Origin of the sequence: cyanobacterium endosymbiont of Braarudosphaera bigelowii (assembly GCF_020885515.1) — a bacterium.
Lineage (GTDB): Bacteria > Cyanobacteriota > Cyanobacteriia > Cyanobacteriales > Microcystaceae > Atelocyanobacterium > Atelocyanobacterium thalassa_A.
Window position 1 is genome coordinate 939,473 of record NZ_AP024987.1, and the last position, 20,091, is coordinate 959,563.

The 20,091-nt window shown below is 31.8% G+C and carries 13 protein-coding genes; 10 read left to right on the forward strand and 3 right to left on the reverse strand.

What is annotated here, in order from left to right; genetic code table 11:
• The first annotated feature begins 109 nt into the window (after positions 1–109).
• The 5 genes from LPC16_RS03960 (at position 110) to LPC16_RS03980 (ending at position 7,205) form a co-directional block, all read left to right on the forward strand.
• Positions 110–1,228, forward strand: a complete 1,119-nt coding sequence (locus LPC16_RS03960) for a glycosyltransferase (RefSeq protein WP_229636894.1) — start codon at positions 110–112, stop codon at positions 1,226–1,228.
• 339 nt (positions 1,229–1,567) lie between these two features.
• A complete protein-coding gene (gene ispF, locus LPC16_RS03965; protein WP_040054256.1) occupies positions 1,568–2,053 on the forward strand; it encodes a 2-C-methyl-D-erythritol 2,4-cyclodiphosphate synthase in 486 nt (161 codons plus the stop codon).
• Positions 2,054–2,139: 86 nt separating this feature from the next.
• Entirely contained in the window at positions 2,140–4,761 is a 2,622-nt protein-coding gene (gene clpB / locus LPC16_RS03970) for an ATP-dependent chaperone ClpB (RefSeq protein WP_229636895.1), read from the forward strand.
• Between the two features lie 124 nt (positions 4,762–4,885).
• The gene (locus LPC16_RS03975) at positions 4,886–5,206 is read left to right on the forward strand and encodes a phosphomannose isomerase type II C-terminal cupin domain (RefSeq protein ID WP_229636896.1); all 321 of its coding nucleotides are present in this window, start codon (positions 4,886–4,888) and stop codon (positions 5,204–5,206) included.
• A 283-nt stretch (positions 5,207–5,489) separates the two neighbouring features.
• Entirely contained in the window at positions 5,490–7,205 is a 1,716-nt protein-coding gene (locus tag LPC16_RS03980; protein WP_229636897.1) for a peptidoglycan D,D-transpeptidase FtsI family protein, read from the forward strand.
• A gap of 150 nt (positions 7,206–7,355) precedes the next feature.
• On the opposite strand, the gene LPC16_RS03985 is transcribed toward LPC16_RS03980, so the two are convergent.
• The gene (locus LPC16_RS03985) at positions 7,356–8,933 is read right to left on the reverse strand and encodes an NAD(P)H-quinone oxidoreductase subunit 4 (protein ID WP_229636898.1); all 1,578 of its coding nucleotides are present in this window, start codon (positions 8,931–8,933) and stop codon (positions 7,356–7,358) included.
• A gap of 292 nt (positions 8,934–9,225) precedes the next feature.
• Between LPC16_RS03985 and LPC16_RS03990 the strand changes: the two genes are divergently transcribed.
• Positions 9,226–10,560 carry a TIGR03279 family radical SAM protein gene (locus LPC16_RS03990; RefSeq protein WP_229636899.1) on the forward strand — a complete coding sequence of 445 codons (1,335 nt, stop codon included), beginning with the start codon at positions 9,226–9,228 and terminating at the stop codon, positions 10,558–10,560.
• Positions 10,561–10,587: 27 nt separating this feature from the next.
• On the opposite strand, the gene LPC16_RS03995 is transcribed toward LPC16_RS03990, so the two are convergent.
• Both LPC16_RS03995 and ctpC read right to left on the reverse strand, forming a co-directional pair.
• A complete protein-coding gene (locus LPC16_RS03995; RefSeq protein WP_229636900.1) occupies positions 10,588–11,097 on the reverse strand; it encodes a hypothetical protein in 510 nt (169 codons plus the stop codon).
• 342 nt (positions 11,098–11,439) lie between these two features.
• On the reverse strand, positions 11,440–12,732 hold the full coding sequence (ctpC, locus tag LPC16_RS04000) for a carboxyl-terminal processing protease CtpC (RefSeq protein WP_229636901.1): 1,293 nt from the start codon (positions 12,730–12,732) through the stop codon (positions 11,440–11,442).
• A 200-nt stretch (positions 12,733–12,932) separates the two neighbouring features.
• On the opposite strand from ctpC, the gene LPC16_RS04005 reads away from it, so the two are divergent.
• From LPC16_RS04005 to carB, 4 genes are all read left to right on the forward strand, one after another.
• Positions 12,933–13,766 carry a cell division protein FtsQ/DivIB gene (locus LPC16_RS04005; protein WP_229636902.1) on the forward strand — a complete coding sequence of 278 codons (834 nt, stop codon included), beginning with the start codon at positions 12,933–12,935 and terminating at the stop codon, positions 13,764–13,766.
• Positions 13,767–13,847: 81 nt separating this feature from the next.
• Positions 13,848–15,119 carry a cell division protein FtsZ gene (gene ftsZ / locus LPC16_RS04010; RefSeq protein WP_229636903.1) on the forward strand — a complete coding sequence of 424 codons (1,272 nt, stop codon included), beginning with the start codon at positions 13,848–13,850 and terminating at the stop codon, positions 15,117–15,119.
• A gap of 404 nt (positions 15,120–15,523) precedes the next feature.
• Entirely contained in the window at positions 15,524–16,312 is a 789-nt protein-coding gene (locus LPC16_RS04015) for a sulfite exporter TauE/SafE family protein (protein ID WP_229636904.1), read from the forward strand.
• 234 nt (positions 16,313–16,546) lie between these two features.
• On the forward strand, positions 16,547–19,792 hold the full coding sequence (carB, locus tag LPC16_RS04020) for a carbamoyl-phosphate synthase large subunit (protein WP_229636905.1): 3,246 nt from the start codon (positions 16,547–16,549) through the stop codon (positions 19,790–19,792).
• The last annotated feature ends 299 nt before the right edge of the window (positions 19,793–20,091 follow it).

A 20,091-nucleotide genomic window follows, 5' to 3' on the forward strand; every position in this document is an offset into this window, starting at 1 on the left:
TATAAGAATAAGGTATGTTCCTGAACATACCTTATTCTTATAAACTTGTAACCCAAAAGGCGTTTAATCGCCTACTATATTTATTGTGATTCTCAAAATTAATAGTAGTATGCGAATTGCTTTATTCACAGAAACTTTCTTACCTAAAATTGATGGTATTGTTACACGTTTATGTCAAACGATTGACTATCTACAACGTTCTGGCGATCAAGTCATGGTATTTTCTCCTAATGGAGGAATAGAAGAATATAAGGGAGCAGAAATTTATGGAGCTAACGGTATTCCATTACCTCTTTATCCTGAATTGAAATTAGCTTTTCCTACTCCTACTATTGGCAAAAAGTTAGAAATATTCAAACCAGATTTAATACATGTAGTAAATCCGGCCTTTCTTGGATTAGGAGGAATCTATTTTTCTAAATCTAAAAATATTCCCTTAGTTGCCTCGTATCATACCCATTTACCTCAATATCTAAAACATTATGGTTTGGGTTCATTAGAAGGATTATTGTGGAAATTTTTAAAGTTAGCTCATAATCAGGCACAGCTAAATTTATGCACTTCGACGGCAATGGTGAAAGCACTAGAAAATCAAGGTATTCAAAGGGTGAAACTATGGCAAAAAGGTGTAGATACAGAAATGTTCCAGCCCGGATTAGCATCTAATAAAATGCGTTCATATCTATCAGAAGGACATCCTAATGATTCTTTATTACTTTATGTGGGAAGGGTTTCATCTGAAAAACAAATTGATAAAATAAAACCTATTTTAGAAGCAATACCGAATACTCGCTTAGCGATTGTTGGTAATGGCCCTAACAGAGAAGCATTAAAAGTACATTTCTCTGGTACTAAAACTCATTTTGTTGGCTATCTTCAAGGATTAGAGCTAGTATCGGCTTTTGCTTCTGCAGATGCTTTTATTTTCCCTTCTAGTACTGAAACACTGGGACTAGTTTTGTTAGAATCCATGGCTGCAGGGTGTCCTGTCATAGCAGCTAATTCTGGAGGAATTCCTGATATTGTGACTGACAAAATTAATGGTTACTTATTTGATCCTGATGATCCAAATGGAGCAATTGTTGCAACTAAACGTTTATTAGAAAATAAAACTGAGAGAGAACAGGTACAAAAAAATGCTCGTAAAGAAGCAGAGAAGTGGGCATGGCCTATGGCTACTAATCAATTAAGAAATTACTATAAGACTGTAATTAATTCAAAATTGTGAATTTTTGATTACTTTGCTTTCAAAGCAATAAGAATTTGACTTTTTCTATACCAAAAAATTATAAATTGTATTTTATATTTATAACTATAATTTACTGTCCTGATTAATAAACTCAGATGATATATAACATTCTCTAACAACTTAATATTAGCTGTTTTAGCTAAAAAGTGAATATTGAACTGAGATGGCCAATGTTTAACTATTGTTAATTTTAAGCCTAAACAATTAGTATCTTAGGCTTAGGAAATATATATTGAGAGTACCTTATTCTTTCATGTAGAGTATATTTTAGGAATAAACAACCTGTTTACTAGTTTAAAAACTTAAATTTTATAGATCATGGTAGATATTCGAATTGGCAATGGATATGATATTCACCGCCTTGTCTTAGGAAGACCTTTAATTTTAGGAGGTGTTCAAATTCCTCATAAATTTGGTTTACTAGGTCATAGTGATGCAGATGTCTTAACTCATTCTATTATGGACGCAATGCTAGGAGCATTAAGTTTAGGAGATATTGGTCACTATTTTCCACCTTCTGATTCTCAATGGGCAAATGCCAATAGTTTGGTATTATTGAAACAAGTAGATCAGCTGGTTAAATCAGAAGGATGGTATGTTGGAAATATAGATTCAACGATTATTGCTGAAAAACCTAAAATAAAACCTCATATTCAAGTTATTAAGGAAAGACTTTCTCAAACTTTAAATATTTGTGAAAATGAAATATCTATCAAGGCAACTACTAATGAGAGGTTAGGACCAGTAGGAAGAGAAAAAGGAATATCTTCTTATGCGGTAATCTTATTATTTAAAGGCTTATAGAATTAATCATTAAAAATAATAATGACTGAAACTTGATATCTATTCTTTGTAATTGTTATTATATCAAGAGATTTATTGAGCTGTTCATGCAACCAACTGATTCTGCAAAATTTACCGAACAAGCTTGGGATGCCATTGTAAAATCGCAAGAAGTAGCCCGACGTTTCCAAAATCAAAACCTAGAAGTAGAACATTTGATGCTTTCACTTCTCGAGCAAGAAAAGGGGTTAACTTTACAAATACTGGAACAATTAGAAATCAATAAAATTGAATTTGTTCAATATGTAGAAACTTTTACAGATAAACAACCCAAGTTAATTGCTGTTGATCAGCTATATCTGGGAAGAAATTTAGATTTGTTGCTAGATAAAGCTAATGTTTTATGCACACAATGGAATGATAAATATATTACAGTTCAACATCTTTTGATTAGCTTCACTGAAGATAAGAGACTTGGAAAACACTTCTTGAAAAGTTTTCAGTTAGAAAGAAAAGATGTAGAAAAAGCAGTCAAGATAGTGAAAGAGATTCAGAAAATTACCCAAAATGATCAAGGGATAGCTTACGAAGCTTTAAAAAAATTTGGACGAGACCTTACTGAACAAGCTAAGCAAGGTAAGCTAGATCCAGTTATTGGAAGAGATGAAGAGATACGTCGTCTGATCCAAATTTTATCTCGTCGCTCTAAAAATAATCCTGTTTTAATTGGAGAACCTGGTGTTGGCAAAACTGCTATAGCTGAGGGGTTAGCACAACGTATTATTAATGGTGACGTTCCTGACTCTCTTAAAAATCGTCAATTAATATCTCTAGATATGGGAAGTTTAGTTGCTGGTGCAAAATATAGGGGAGAATTTGAAGAACGTTTACATAAAGTTATGCGGGAAGTTACAAATTCTAATGGACAAATTGTATTATTTATTGATGAAGTCCACACTGTTGTAGGAGCGGGATCACGAGAAGGAAGCTCTATGGATGCAGGTAATCTCTTAAAGCCTATGCTAGCAAGAGGAGAACTACGTTGTATTGGTGCAAGTACATTAGATGAGTATCGTAAACATATCGAAAAAGATCCAGCATTAGAAAGACGTTTTCAACAAGTATATGTGAATCAGCCTAGTGTGGAAGATACTATATCTATTTTACGAGGGCTTAAAGAACGTTATGAAGTTCACCATGGAGTTAAAATTACAGATGCTGCCTTAGTGGCTGCGTCTAAGCTCTCTGATAGGTATATCACTGGAAGATTCTTGCCTGACAAAGCGATTGATCTTGTTGATGAAGCTGCAGCAAAACTAAAAATGGAAATTACGTCTAAACCAGTTGAATTAGAAGATATTGACCGCCGTTTAATGCAATTACAAATGGAAAAACTTTCTTTACAAAGTGAAGAGAAAAGAGCAACTTTGAAAGTAGACTCAGTTTCCCAAAAAAGTTTAGAAAGAATTGAAAGAGAAATTAAAGATTTAGAAAATATTCATAAGAGATTAGATGACCAGTGGAGATTAGAAAAACAAATGCTAGAAGAAATTAATACTTTGAAAGAAGAAGAAGAGCAGTTAAGAGTTCAAGTAGAACAGGCAGAAAGAGCATATGATTTAAATAAGGCAGCTCAACTTAAATATGGTAGGCTTGAAGGCCTACAAAATGATTTAAAAGAGAAAGAGACAAAATTAATTAATATTCAATCTCAAAGCGAAACCTTTTTTCGAGAACAAGTAACTGAATCTGATATTGCGGAAATAGTAGCTGGATGGTCTGGAATTCCAACTAATCGTTTGCTAGGTTCAGAAAGAAAAAAGTTACTTGAATTGGAAGGTTATTTACATAAACAAATTATTGGCCAAGAAGAAGCAGTTGCGGCTGTTGCGGCTGCAATTCGTAGAGCTAGAGCTGGAATTAAGGACCCTTCTCGTCCTATTGGCTCTTTTCTCTTTATGGGACCTACTGGAGTAGGTAAAACTGAATTGGCTCGTGCAATTGCTGCATTTCTTTTTGATTCTCAAGATGCAATGATTCGTATTGATATGTCAGAATATATGGAAAAACATACTGTTTCTAAGCTAATTGGTGCTCCTCCTGGTTATATAGGCTATGACCAGGGTGGTCAGCTTTCAGAAGCAGTACGTCGTAGGCCTTATTCAGTAATTTTATTAGATGAAATAGAGAAAGCTCATGTTGATGTTTTTAACATTCTTTTACAAATTCTTGATGATGGTCGTGTAACTGATTCTCAAGGACGTATAGTAGATTTTTGTAATACTATTATTATTATGACTAGCAATATTGGAAGTGAATACATTTTAGATATAGTAGGAAATAATAATAGCTATGAGGTAATGAGAAAAGAAGTCCTAATGTCACTGAGCAAACACTTTAGACCAGAATTTTTAAATCGTATTGATGATTTAATAATATTTCATGCACTTCAAAAAGAACATTTGAGACGTATCGTGACACTACAAATTAAACGTATAGAACGTTTACTAGAAGAACAAAACATTTGTTTACAATTAAGTGGTGCAGCCCTTGACCATATTGTAGATACTGGATACGATCCAGTATATGGGGTAAGACCTTTAAAGAGAGCAATCCAACGGGAGTTAGAAAATCCAGTAGCTACAAAAATTCTAGATATGACTTTTACTTCTGGTGATGTTATTTTAGTTGATTTAGAATCTAATAAGCTATTTTTTCGTAAAAAGTGAATAATTGTAAAACCTATTTATTTTATTGACCGCTTCTATTCAGGAATTTATAAGTAAAATAATAATATATGAAAGAATGGCTAAGCTAATATGAATAACGAGAAAAAAAAAATCTGGTGAACTTATGCGTACACCTCCTTGGGGTACTGTAACTATTTTAGAAGAAAGTATTCATTATCGTATTAATCGTATCGAGGTTAAGCCTGGTCAACATATCAGTACTCAAATGCACTATCATAGGAGCGAACATTGGATCGTAGTTTCTGGAACAGCTAAAGTTATTTTCAATGGGAAAGAACATCTTCTAAAACAAAAAGAATCAACTTATGTCCCTATGAACACTAGGCATCGTGTAGAAAATCCAGGTGTTATTCCTCTAGTAATGATTGAAGTACAAAATGGAGAATATTTAGGTGATGATGATATTATCCGTTTTTCTGACTGACTAAGACTAAGTATTTATATTTATAATAAATAACGATTTTTTCTAATTAATATTATTTATATTAAAAAATAAGTAATAGGCTTACATAAGTTATCTAATCTTTTATTTTTCTAAAACTAAGTATTTCAGCAATTTTTTATTTCCTGCGTACTTAAGAATGTAACGTTTGATATTAAAACGAATTATAAGCAACTATGTATATTAATAGAGATGGATTTTTTTATATAAATTTTTTATTGTATATTACCTTTCTAATTATTTGGAAATAAGACTTAACATCATAATGAAAAAATTATCTCTACTTAATTTTCGATTACTTATGGTCTGGACAATTATTGTTTCGGCCATACTTGGATTAATTGGAAAAATTTTCTTGTTACAGTTTGTTAAAGTCACTGAATTTAGAAGAAAAGCAGACAGTCAACAAAATGAAGAAATACGTATTGATAACCCTAGACGACCCATTATAGATAGTGAAGGTAATATATTAGCTATGGATATAGAAAAATTCGACCTATTTATTTACCGTGATCGGCTACCAAAAGATGAAGATAAAGAAAAAATAGCAAAACAACTTAGTCAGATACTAAATAAGAATTATTATGATTTAACAAAATTACTGTTAGATAAAAGAAATGTAAATAGGGTTGGATTAGACAAAATAACTACACATGAATATCAAAGAATCCTTAACAAGACTACAAAGAAGTATAGACAAGCTTTTGAATTTATTAAAAACTTTGATCGTTCCTATCCTCAGAAAGAACTAATGTCTGATGTAGTGGGTTTTGTTAACGATAATCAGCAAGGAAAAGCAGGTATCGAAATGAGCCAAAATAATTTATTACACCGACAAACTAAATATGTAACAGTACGGAAAACTGGTTCAGGAGGCATCATACCAACTTCTCTTCCTAGAAACTTTTTCAGATCAAATGATTGGAAATTACAATTAACAGTTAATATACGATTACAAAGAGCTGCACGTTTTGCTTTAAAAGAAAAATTAAATACTTTTCAAGCAAAACGCGGTGCAATAATTATTATGAATGTAATAGATGGTTCTATATTAGCTTTAGTTTGTGAACCAACATTCGATCCTAATGTTTTTTATAATGTTAAAGGTGAGCTATTAAAAAATTGGACGGTTACTGATCTTTATGAACCAGGCTCAACATTTAAGCCTATCAATATTGCTTTAGCTTTAGAAGCTGGAGTAATAAAATTAGATACTGTAATCCAAGATATAGGTTTTATAAAAGTTGATAATTGGAATATCTATAATGCTTCATTATCAGGAAATGGATTAATTAATATTGCTGAAGTTTTACAAACTTCGAGTAATGTAGCTATGGTTCAAATAATGCAACGCTTAAAAAAAGAAGATTACTATAATAGATTACTACAACTAGATATTACTCAAAAAACAAATATTGACCTACCTGGAGAGGTAAAAGGACGATTAAAAAGTAAAGAAGTATTTACTACAAGTTCTATAGAGGCAGCTGCAACTTCTTTTGGACAAGGCTTTTCTTTAACTCCTATTAAGTTGGCACAATTACACGGAGCATTGGCTAATGGAGGAAAATTAGTTACTCCTCATTTAACAAAAGGATTAGTAAATCCTGAAGGATCCTTAGCCTGGATACCAGAATATAAGTCTAAACAAATTTTTTCTCCTTCTGTAAGCACAAAAGTCATAGGACTTATGGAAACTGTAGTTAATAAAGGATCAGGAAAAGCATCTAAAATACAAGGATATCGTATTGGAGGTAAAACGGGCACAGCCCAGAAAGCTGGTAAGGGGGGATATTTACCTAATTCGAAAATCACTAGTTTTGTTTCAATTCTACCTATAACATCTCCAAAATATTTAGTCTTGGTAGTTTTAGATGAACCAAAAGGGAATAATACTTCTGGGTCTACAGTAGCAGCACCTGCTGCAAAAATAGTAACTGATGCTTTGATATATATAGAAGGTATGCCACCAACAAATTAAAGTCCTAATAGGCACTATACATATAGTACAAAGCTAAAGAACAATCTTACTATGAATTAATAACTAAGTTTAAAAGATTAATGTATGTACCATATGGTTATGTTCAAAATTTATAAAAAATACTTTGAACATAACCTATTGATAAAGTGTTTAAATATTTGGTGCTCTAAATATTTTGCTATGAATAGCTGCAACATTAGTTTTTTCAGCCAATGTTGGAGCAGAATTACGCAACAAAGTATTTAACTGATCAGTTGTAGCACTATACATTTGAGTAACAATTTTAGGATATAAACCAATACCAATTATAGGAATTAATAAACATGCAATAATAAATACTTCTCTTGGCTCTGCATCAATAAGCTTTACATGAAATGTTAAATCCTTATTTTCTGGTCCGTATAGTATTTCTTTAAGCATAGAAAGTAAATATACAGGGGTTAGAATAACTCCTACTGCTGCCAAAGTAATAACAACTATTTTGAAAATGGAATTATAGGCATCACTAGTAGCGAATCCAATAAATATCATTAACTCTGCTGCAAAGCCACTCATCCCTGGCAAAGCTAAGGAAGCCATTGAACAGGTAGTCCACATTGCAAACATTTTTTTCATCTTATGACCAATTCCACCCATTTCATCAAGCATAAGAGTATGAGTTCTATCATAGGTGGCGCCAACCATAAAGAATAAGCTTGCACCAATTAATCCATGAGAAATCATTTGTAGCATTGCTCCACTAAGACCTATAGATGTATATGAAGCAATTCCTATTAAAACAAAACCCATATGAGAAATAGAAGAATAAGCAATTTTTCTTTTTAAATTTTGCTGAGCGAAAGCTGTTAATGCTGCATAAATAATATTCACTACTCCTAAAATAATTAATATAGGAGCAAAATAAACATGTGCATCAGGTAACATCCCTACATTCATTCTTAGAAGAGCATATCCTCCCATCTTTAACAAAATACCTGCTAATAGCATGTGGGCAGGAGCAGTTGCTTCTCCATGAGCATCAGGAAGCCAGGTATGAAGGGGAAAAATAGGTAATTTCACGCCATATGCGATAAGAAAACAACCATATAGTAATAGTTGTAGTTTCAAAGGGATATCTTTAGATGCAATTATACTCATATCAAAAGTTACTGTATCACCAAAGAAAGCTAAGGTAAAAGCAGCTAAAAGAATAAATAACGATCCCCCTGCAGTATATAAAATAAATTTAGTTGCAGCATAAAGACGCTTTTTGCCACCCCATATAGAGAGTATTAAGTAAACAGGTACTAACTCTAATTCCCAAACTAAGAAAAAAAGTAACATATCTTGCACGGCAAAAACTGCGATTTGTCCACCATACATAGATAACATTAAAAAATAAAAAAGTTTAGGCTTAAAAGTTACTGGCCATGCAGCCATAATTGCTAATGTTGTTATAAAACCAGTTAATAATATTAAAGGCATGGAAAGTCCATCAGCACCAACGGACCATTTTAGATCGATTTGAGAAATCCAAGTATAACTCTCAACTAATTGAAGATTAGGATTATTGAAGTCATATCCTGTGTAAAAGGCGTAAACAATAAAAATAAAATCAATTAATCCTACTGTTAGTGCATACCAACGTACAGTTTTACCGTTTTCATCAGGAATAAGTGGTATTAATAAAGCACTAATAATCGGAAAAAAAATAATGGTAGTTAACCATGGAAAATTAACAAGGTTCATATGCATTTTCTAAGCATTTATTAATATTTTGGTAATTCACAGAGACAAAAAAGTATTTATCTATTTGCAAATGTGTCAATAACCGTTAGTGTATGATCATGGCAATCCTAAAGCTGTATTAAACACTGTGATATAAAGACTGCCATGTCACTAATAAATTTAACAATATTTTTCAATAGACGCTATAAATGTTATTCTAAAAAATTTAAATTGATTAAGATTATAATTATCTTCAATATAATTTTGATCAGTTTAAATAGTTTTTTATATTTATTATTTTTATCAGTTAATTATGACTTCATCTTTAAATTATTCTGCTAGAGTAAGTAATATTTTACTTAGTTCTATCGCTGAGGAAGTGGGCTTTAAAGTAGGTGATACCATTATTTCTATTAATGGAACAGCGCCTAGGGATTTAATTGATTATAATTTTTTATGTTCTGATGTTTTTTTGCTCTTGCAAGTATTAGACACTCAAGGAGTATCTTATCAAGTAGAAATTGAAAAAGATTATGATGAAGATTTAGGTTTAGAATTTGAAACAGCCTTATTTGATGGATTAATACAATGCAATAATCGTTGTCCTTTTTGTTTTATTGATCAACAACCTTTAGGAAAAAGAGATAGCTTATATCTTAAGGATGATGATTACCGATTAAGTTTTCTTTATGGTAGTTATTTGACTTTGACTAATTTAACAAAAAAAGAATGGAAACGTATTGAGAATATGCGTTTATCTCCCCTTTTTGTTTCAGTTCACGCAATTGAGCCTGACATTAGAGTCAAACTTTTAAAAAATGAGAGAGCTGGAGAAATTAAAAGACAATTACAGTGGTTCCGAGATAAAAGATTACAAATTCATGCACAAATTGTAGTATGTCCTGGAATAAATGATGGTATCCACTTGGAAAAAACTCTGCTTGGATTAGCTGAATTTCACTCAAAGGAAAATCCCACTGTGATATCTACTGCTGTAGTCCCTGTAGGTTTAACTCGCTTTCGTCCTAGAGAGAATGAGTTAATTCCTGTAGACGAAACCAAATCAAAGGAAGTTATCAGACAAGTTCAATTATTGCAAAAAAAATTTCTTTCTGAGCTAAATAGTCATTTTGTTTGGTTAGCAGATGAATGGTTTTTAATAGCAAAAAAAGAATTACCCCCTGAATTTCATTATGAAGACTATCCCCAAATTAGTAATGGAGTTGGATCTATTAGAAAATTTATCAAAGAGTTTTATTCAATATGTGAAAAAAGATTGCCAATAAAAATTGATAAAGAAAAAACTTTGATCTGGGTAGTAGGAAATGCGGTTGAGAAGGTTTTTCAGCCTCTAGTAAAAAAAATTAATCAAGTTGAGAACTTAACGGTTACGTTAGTTGCACTTAAAAGCGAATATTGGGGACAAGAGATAACTGTAACAGGTTTACTTACCGGTAAAGATTTAATATCAGGATTACAAAATATATATTTAGGGGATGGAGTTTTAATACCTTCAGTCATGTTAAAAAACGATAATGATATTTTTTTAGATGATATAACGATTCAGGAAATATCATCAATTCTTAAAACCTCATTGATTCCTATAGATAATATTACGAATTTCATTGAAATTTGCCTATCAGAATAGGTTAAAAAATAACTTAAAGGGTAAAACTTAATTAGGAATGTTTTTTGTTTTAGACTCAAGAAAAACTTTAACATTGGGAATATCAACTGGAGCAAGAAACAAAAGAGATGTATGAGGATTTGGTGGAGTTAAATTGGAGTGGGGTTTTTTAGCTTCTTCTGCTATCGTGTATTTTAAAGATTCACCAAAAGAAGCAAGTGGAATTTCGTACGTTTTTATATTTTTTAATTCAAAATATTTTTTGTTCCATTCAATTGTTTTATTTGCAGTACAGGCATATATCCCCAGCATAGTAGAAACTAATCCTACAGTTAATACTGTAAAACCTTTTTGAATAGACAGCAGAAATTGTAACTCTGAAGGAAATTGCTTGAAACTATTTTTTGTAGCAACACTATCAACTATTTGATTAACACCATAATCGTCAAATTCAATTTTTTCTTTAAAATTATAGTAATATCCAGATTTCAATTTTACTTCACTATTTGTAGAATTATTTGAAGCAGAATTTAGCGAATAATCATATTCAGTATTCATATTTTATGAATCTTAGTTGTTTTCTAGCTAGTCGATATTCTCTAGTTTTCTTGACTTTAGAGTTATTATTAATTGACGGTAAATATCAGGACTATGTTGCATTATAAAATTATTTATTTAAAGTCTTATGAATATACTTGATAACAAGTTATTGTTGATTGTTAAAAAATTAATTTATGTCAGAGTAATTGATAACTTTTTTGTTCAATCTAGCTGTGATTGAATTTGTAGCCCATAGAATATTCTAGACTAATAAACCTGATAAAATCTATTTTATGTATCAGAGCTTTGTATTGTTTATATAATATAGGAACAAACCTTAAACTTTTGGACGTATATTTTTTATTTAATATTAATCTTACTAAAGTGAGATATCTCTTCGTTCAAAATTTCTAAAGCTTTATCAAATTGAGGATCGCCCAAGTACCCTATTTTTTCTCTAGACTGCTGTAAATCCTTTCTTTCTTTATCAGTTAACTCTATTAGAATATCAGGCTCAATTCCTTGTTTATTAATATCTCGACCACTAGGTGTTAAGTATTTAGCTATAGTTACGGCTAATCCTGAAGAACCGTCTCCTAAACGTCTAACCGATTGAACTAATCCTTTACCAAAAGTTTTAGTTCCTACTAAAGTAGCTCTATTATTGTCTTGCAAAGCTCCTGACAAAATTTCGCTAGCACTTGCTGAACCACCATCTATGAGTATTACTAAAGGTTTATTTGTTAAAGCTCTATTAGTAGCTCTTTGTGCTTCTACTTCTCCACTACGACTAACTGTCGAAACAATTTTTCCTTTATCAAGCCACATTCTTGCTATTTCTACACTTGCATAAAGTAAACCTCCTGGATTAGATCTTAAATCTAAAATATAACCTTTGACCTTAGCCGTCTCAGCTTTCCGAATTGAATCACGCATTTCTTTTCCAGCATGAGCACTAAATTGAACTAAGCGAATATACCCAACCTTCCCAGAAGATGTTTTTTGAATACGAGACTTTACTGGATGAAGTTCAATTCTAGCTCTAACAATAGGATAGCTAAATTCTTGGTTAGTACGGCGAATTGTCAATATTACTTTGCTACCTGGTTTTCCTCTAATAAGTTGGACTGCATCTTCTACTTCCATTCCTTCTGTAACTTTACCATTAATTTTAGTTATGACGTCTCTGGATAGTATTCCTGCTTTAAATGCTGGCGTATCTTCTATAGGTGCAACAACAGTTAGTTCTTTTGTTTCTTCGTCCTTAGTTATTTGTATACCGACTCCAGTAAGTTCTCCCGAAGTATCAATCTGCATATTTTTAAACTCTTCTGGATCCATGAAACGAGTATATGGATCGCCAAGTTGCTCTAGCATCTCACGAATTGCTTTATATGCTTCTTCTTTAGTTTGATAAGACTGAGAATCTCCAACAACGTAATCTTGGCGAACTGCAAGCCAGTCTACCTGATTAAAAGTATCATCAACATATGTATCGTTGATTATATGCCATACTTCATCGACAAGTCTTTTAGGGTTATCTTCTAAATAAGCCAAACTACGGGAAAGATGAACTCCTGATCCAGTGACAGCGACAGTAGTCAAAATCGCAGCAGTTGCACCTAGTATCAACCCTTTTTTATAATTAATCATAGACTAAGTATATATTTATTAAACTTACACGAGTTTTCAGTACTAATCCTAAAATAAAAAGTTGTCTGAACTATACTTGAATAGTCATATTCTAGACTTTTTTTACACTACTTAGTTAAACTTAATCTTATTGATTTGTTTTCCAATAAATTAGCACTATTTGAGTATAACATTTTCTGAATATTGATGATTATAGTTTAATGATAGATGGTAACTTGAGTACTTTTAACTTTTTTGAAAAAGATCGTAGGACTTTGTATTATAAACAAAAATTAAAGGTATTACAGAAAGGATGGAGGTTACTAATCTCTTTTTTCTTAACTGGAGGGCTATTATATAGCAGTAGTCTACCTTATTGGCTAATTCGTAATCAGTCACAAATTAGAATTATAGGAAATCAACTATTATCAGAATCTGACATTCTAAAAATGTTAGACATCAGTTATCCTCAATTAATTTGGAAACTACCCATTCACCAGCTAAGAGAAAATCTTAAACCTCAACCTTCTCTTGAAAATGTCTATATTATACGTAGTTTGCTACCGGCAAAAATCAAAATTATAGTTAAAGAGAGAAGACCAGTCGCTTTTGCTCTTATGGCAGAAAAAAAAGGTTTCCTTGACTCTTTAGGAATTTGGATATCGAGTGAATTCTACAATTTAGAATATGAAACTATATCCTCTGTTAAACTAAAAGTTTTTGGTCAAAAACAGCGATCTTTTATCTCCTGGAAAAATATTTATCCTCTATCTTTATATTCTCCTATCAAAATTAAAAATTTTAATTTGCAAGATTCCAATAACCTAATTTTAGACACTGAGTTAGGAATAGTGCATTATGGAATATATGATAAAACTTTTTCAAAAAAACTTATGGCACTAGGCAAGATGAAAGGATTGTCTTTCAAAAATAAAACAGAATTATTAGATTACATAGAAGTGTATAGCTTTGACTCACCATCAATCTACTACAAGCCTTATATATCTTCAAATCAGAAGAACTTACCTACCACTAAAAGATATATATATTATTAATAATATATAGCGATTCAAGTGTCCTTAATGATACACTGATTCCTGAAATTTTTGATTAAAATAACTAATTCGATATTCGATATGGATACTTCTAATAGCAAATTAATGAATGATTATTTTGGTTTTAATCACAATGACAAATCTTTACCATCAAATAAAATAAAAAGTCATCTTAGAAACAATCATGATTTATCTTTCTCACAAGGTAACTTGTCTTCAACAAGTTTTTCAGAAAATAATGAAAAAGGACAAATAATACCAAATAGTACTGCAAGAATTAAAGTTATTGGAGTAGGTGGAGGAGGATGTAATGCAGTTGACAGAATGGTTGAAAGTTCATTAACAGGTATTGACTTTTGGACTATTAATACTGATGCTCAAGCCCTTAGTCAATCTTTAGCTCCTAATCGTATACAAATTGGGAAAAAATTAACTAAGGGATTAGGAGCTGGGGGTAATCCTAATATTGGTAAAGAAGCTGCCATCGAATCTCGTGAAGAAATTACAGAAGCCCTTCAAGACACTGATTTAGTATTTGTTACTGCAGGGATGGGTGGTGGCACAGGAACTGGAGCAGCTTCTGTAGTAGCAGAAATAGCAAAAGAACAGGGTTGCCTCACCATTGGAGTTGTAACTCGTCCTTTTGATTTTGAAGGTAGAAGACGTATGGTACAAGCACGTCAAGGTATTGAGGAATTAACTAATAATGTAGATACTTTAATCGTTATACCTAACAATAAATTGCTACAAGTAATTGATCAAGAGACCTCACTTAAACAAGCATTCCTTTTTGCTGATGATATCCTAAGGCAAGGAGTGCAGGGAATATCTGACATTATAACTATCCCAGGATTAGTTAATGTAGATTTTGCTGATGTTAGAGCGATTATGTCTGATGCAGGTTCTGCTTTAATGGGTAGTGGAAATGGTTCTGGTAAATCACGTGCTCTTGATGCAGCCTCCTTAGCTATTTCTTCTCCATTATTAGAACATTCCATTCGAGGAGCAAAAGGAGTAGTCCTCAATATAACGGGTAGTAGTGACCTTACTTTGCATGAAGTAAGCATTGCTTCAAAAGCTATATACGAAAAGGTTGTAGATAATACTGATGCTAATGTAATTTTCGGTGCGGTAATAGATGAAGAACTGCAGGGAGAAATACGTATAACAGTAATTGCAACTGGGTTTAGCCGAAGCAAGGATTCTGAAGAAAACTTAGAAATGGTATCTAGCGATGATATTAATACCTTAAAAAATTCTTTCGCTACTCCAGAACAGAAAATACACTCTATAGATCTAGGTGGAATAGATATTCCTTCTTTCTTATCTAATCGTCGTGATACTTCTGAATAATAATATTTCACTTTTATAAAAAAAACTGAATTCTGTTTGAATTATTATTTATTAATAATAATATGGCTAATGTATAATTAAATAATTCTTTACAAATAATGTAATTCAAAGAATAATACTAATGTGACTTAATAAGAAACGTAAAATCTTTTTACATGAATTAAGAATACTCAACCAAATAGTATTAAACGAAGCACAGAAATTGAAAAATTAGATTGCTAACTATAAAATCTTTTATTTAGTTACAGATTTAAAACTTACCTCTATGTAGTAAATAATCTTTGATTTTATCCAAAAAAATGACATTATTTTTTAATACTTTACCTTTAAAGGACTAATATATATGTAAGGTAAGAAATAATTTTTTTGTTTTAAAAAGGCTTACATCTACATGTAAATAAAAAATGTTAGATTACATTCTTATATTGAGTATTAGTGGGCTGCTTTCTGGATTATTAGCAGGAGTTTTAGGGATAGGAGGAGGAGCTATTCTAGTTTCCTTACTACTGGCATTCCAAAATACACCATTGCAAGCAGTTGCTACTAGTAGCGTGGCTATTGTAATTATTGCTTTTTCAGGTAGTTTACAAAATCGTCGAATGGGGAATCTAAGTTTACAGAAAGTTTTTTTACTAGGAACACCAGCAATTATAACAGCGCAAATTGGTGTAAAAATTGCTAACTATATTCCTGAGTATTGGTTGTTACTTTTATTTAGCATTCTTTTAACTTTTAATATCTTTTTATATAGTTACCGGCGTTATTTAACTAAAGTGATATATAAAGAGAATAACTCTGTTTTTATATATCACTTTTTAAGCTTATTCACAGGAGGAATAGGCGGTTTACTAGCTGGTTTATTTGGAATTGGAGGAGGAATAATTATGGTTCCTCTACAAATTTTATTATTGCGAGAAACCATGCAGATATCAATTCAAAACAGCTTAGGTGTAATTTTTATTACTTCAATTTCTTCCAGTATAGGCCATGCTTTAAACGATAATGTACTCTGGCTTACTGGCTTTATCTTGGGATGTGGGGGAGTGTTAGGAGTACAAATGGGCACACGTATATTATCAAAATTGTCAAATAGAATGATAACCTTTGGTTTTCATCTGGTGTCGATCATAATATCTATATATACTTTTAAGCAAGCATGGTTCAGTTATTTAAATTTTTTAGAAGTAAATTAAAGAGAAGATTTGAATATATGAATTATCTTAACTTTTTATCAATTTTTGATCTCTTACTAACTAGTCAAGTGAGTAATATTGATTCCTCTTCTAATAAACTCTTTCCGACAGAATAGATGAAAATTTTTCACAAAGAAGATAGTATGTATATAAATTGAATAATTATTCTAGATTAAATCGAGAAATCATAAAATAGCTACACAATAAAACGATATTACATTTATAAATTTGCCTATGCCACGCCGGGATGACTTGAAAAAAATTATGATTTTAGGAGCAGGTCCTATTGTGATTGGACAAGCTTGTGAATTTGACTATTCTGGTACTCAAGCTTGTAAGGCTCTAAGAGAAGAAGGCTATGAAGTTGTGTTAGTCAATTCTAATCCAGCTTCGATCATGACTGATCCTGAAATGTCTGATCGAACTTATATTGAACCTCTTGTTCCTGATATAGTCGAAAAAATTATTGCTAAAGAACTTCCGGATGCATTACTAGCAACGATGGGAGGACAGACTGCACTTAACATAGCTGTATCTTTAGCTAAAAGTGGAGTCTTACAAAAATACAATGTTGAATTAATTGGAGCAAAGCTGTCAGCTATTGAAAAGGCAGAAGATAGGGAATTATTTAAACAAGCAATGAATAATGTTGGAGTCCCTGTCTGTCCTTCTGGTATTGCCAATACTTTAGAAGAAGCCGAACAAATTGCAATTGATATTGGCTCTTATCCTTTAATTATTCGTCCTGCATTTACCTTAGGAGGTACAGGAGGGGGCATCGCTTATAATCAAGAAGAATTTGGAAGTGTTGTACAACTCGGTTTAGATGCATCTCCAGTATCTCAAATATTAGTAGAACAATCATTGCTAGGATGGAAAGAGTATGAGTTGGAAGTAATGCGAGATTTAGCAGATAATGTTGTCATTATCTGTTCTATTGAAAATTTTGATCCAATGGGAGTACATACAGGGGATTCGATTACAGTTGCACCAGCTCAAACTTTAACAGATAAAGAGTATCAAAAGTTGAGAGATTATTCTAAATTAATAATTAGAGAAATAGGTGTAGAAACAGGAGGTGCCAATATCCAGTTTTCTGTAAATCCTTTGAATGGTGATATGATCGTTATCGAGATGAATCCTCGTGTTTCTCGCTCATCTGCTCTAGCTTCTAAAGCTACAGGATTCCCTATTGCTAAGTTTGCCGCTAAGCTCGCTGTTGGTTATATTCTTAATGAAATTAAGAATGATATAACTAGAAAAACTCCAGCTTCATTTGAGCCAACTCTCGATTATATAGTAACAAAAATACCACGATTTGCTTTTGAGAAATTTCCTGGTTCTCAAGCAATTTTGACTACTCAAATGAAATCAGTGGGAGAAGTTATGGCTATTGGTCGTACTTTTCAAGAATCTTTCCAAAAAGCTTTAAGATCATTAGAAACAGGATGTCATGGTTTTACTTGTGATCAAACCTCAGATTTCTCCTCTTTATCCGAAGTACGTTCTAAACTAGAAATTTCAAGTCCTGATAGAATTTTTTTAATTTATAAAGCCTTAAAATTAGGTATGACGATAGAAGAAATTCATGAATTAACTGCTATTGATATGTGGTTTCTAGATAAATTAAGAGATATTTTTAATACTGAAAAATATCTTAAGCAGTTTATTCTCAAGGATATAAGCAAAGTACAAATGAGATTAGTCAAGCAAAAAGGTTTTAGCGATTATCAAATAGCTCAAATTACTGAAACTACAGAAAATGAAGTTAGAGAATATCGTAAAAGTTTAGGTGTTATTCCAGTATATAAAGTCGTAGATACTTGTGCTGCTGAATTCGAAGCATTTACTCCTTATTATTACTCTACATATGAATTAGAAGATACAGAAGTTTTATCGACTCAAAAGCCTAAAATAATGATTTTAGGTGGGGGGCCTAATCGTATTGGACAAGGAATAGAGTTTGATTATTGTTGCTGTCATGCTTCCTTTGCCCTTACTGAGGCTGGTTATGAAACTATAATGGTTAATTCTAATCCAGAAACTGTATCCACAGACTATGATACAAGTGATCGTTTATATTTTGAGCCCTTAACAAAGGAAGACATTTTAAATATTATTGAAGTGGAAAATCCTGAAGGAGTTATCATTCAATTTGGGGGACAGACCCCATTAAAGCTTGCGGTCCCATTACAAAAATATTTTGACAGTCCAAATTGTTCTGTTCAGACAAAAATATGGGGAACCTCTCCTGATTCTATTGATTTAGCAGAAGATAGAGAGCGCTTTGAAAAAATATTATATGATCTTGAAATTAAGAAGCCTCCTAGTGGAATTGCTCGTAGTTTTGAGCAGTCTTTAAATATTGCTTCTCATATTGGATACCCTGTAGTAGTTCGTCCCTCTTATGTATTAGGAGGACGAGCTATGCAAATTGTTTTTTCTGATAAAGAACTACAACACTATATGAATTATGCAATTCAAGTAGAACCTGATCATCCAATTTTAATTGATAAATTTTTAGAGAATGCTATTGAAGTCGATGTTGATGCTCTATGTGACAAGACTGGTATGGTAGTCATTGGAGGAATAATGGAACACATTGAGCAAGCAGGCATACATTCTGGGGATTCAGCTTGCTCAATTCCTTTCATAACACTCTCTCAAAAAGTACTTAATATTATTCGTGGTTGGACATCTCAATTGGCAAATAGTTTAAAAGTTATTGGACTAATTAATATTCAGTATGCAGTACAGGGAGAAGAAGTTTATATCTTAGAAGCCAATCCACGTGCATCTCGTACTGTTCCATATGTATCTAAAACTACGGGAAGACCTCTTGCAAAAATTGCTTCCTTGCTCATTTCAGGAAAAACTTTGTGTGAATTAGGCGTGCATACAGAACTTATTCCTCGCTATGTTTCTGTTAAAGAAGCTGTTTTACCTTTTCAAAAATTTCCTGGGACAGATACTTTGCTAGGACCAGAGATGCGTTCTACAGGTGAAGTTATGGGTATAGATAATGATTTTGGTAAAGCGTTTGCAAAAGCAGCAATTGCCTCTGGCGTAAATTTACCTATTAGTGGAACCGTTTTTATTTCCACTAGCGATATAGATAAAATTCTAACTGTTCCAATAGCTAAAAATTTAGAAGAATTAGGATTTAAAATAGTTGCAACATTAGGCACTCAAAAAGTCTTAGAAAATAATGGAATCAAAGGAGTAGAAATAGTTCCAAAGCTTCATGAAGGTCGTCCCCATGTTATTGACTGGATTAAGAATAAAAAAATTCAACTTATTATAAACACTCCAAATGGAGAAGAATCACAGGTAGATGCGCAAAAAATCAGAAGAACAGCATTAGATTATCAATTACCAGTAGTTACAACAATAGCTGGTGCGAAAGCTACAGTTACTGCTATTCGTTCTTTACAAAGTCAACCTCTTAAAGTTAAAGCATTACAAGACTATATCTGCTAATATTCTATAGTATTTTTTAGTGGTAAAGATTCTTAGTTTATACTTAAATTTAAAGATATTTCATAGAATTGTAATAACAAAACACATCATGTTTTATACAATATATTGACTCGGGTTTATATGAATAATTTCTGTGGGACTTGCTATAAAGAACATTCTTATATAAATAGAAATATCTTCTATAAAAAGTCTACTTAATTACTAATAATTAATAGTATGTTTTTTTATTATTACTCTAGTAATATTAGCAGTCTTATAACTTCCATGATATTTTTATTAGCAATTAAGGTAATATTTGC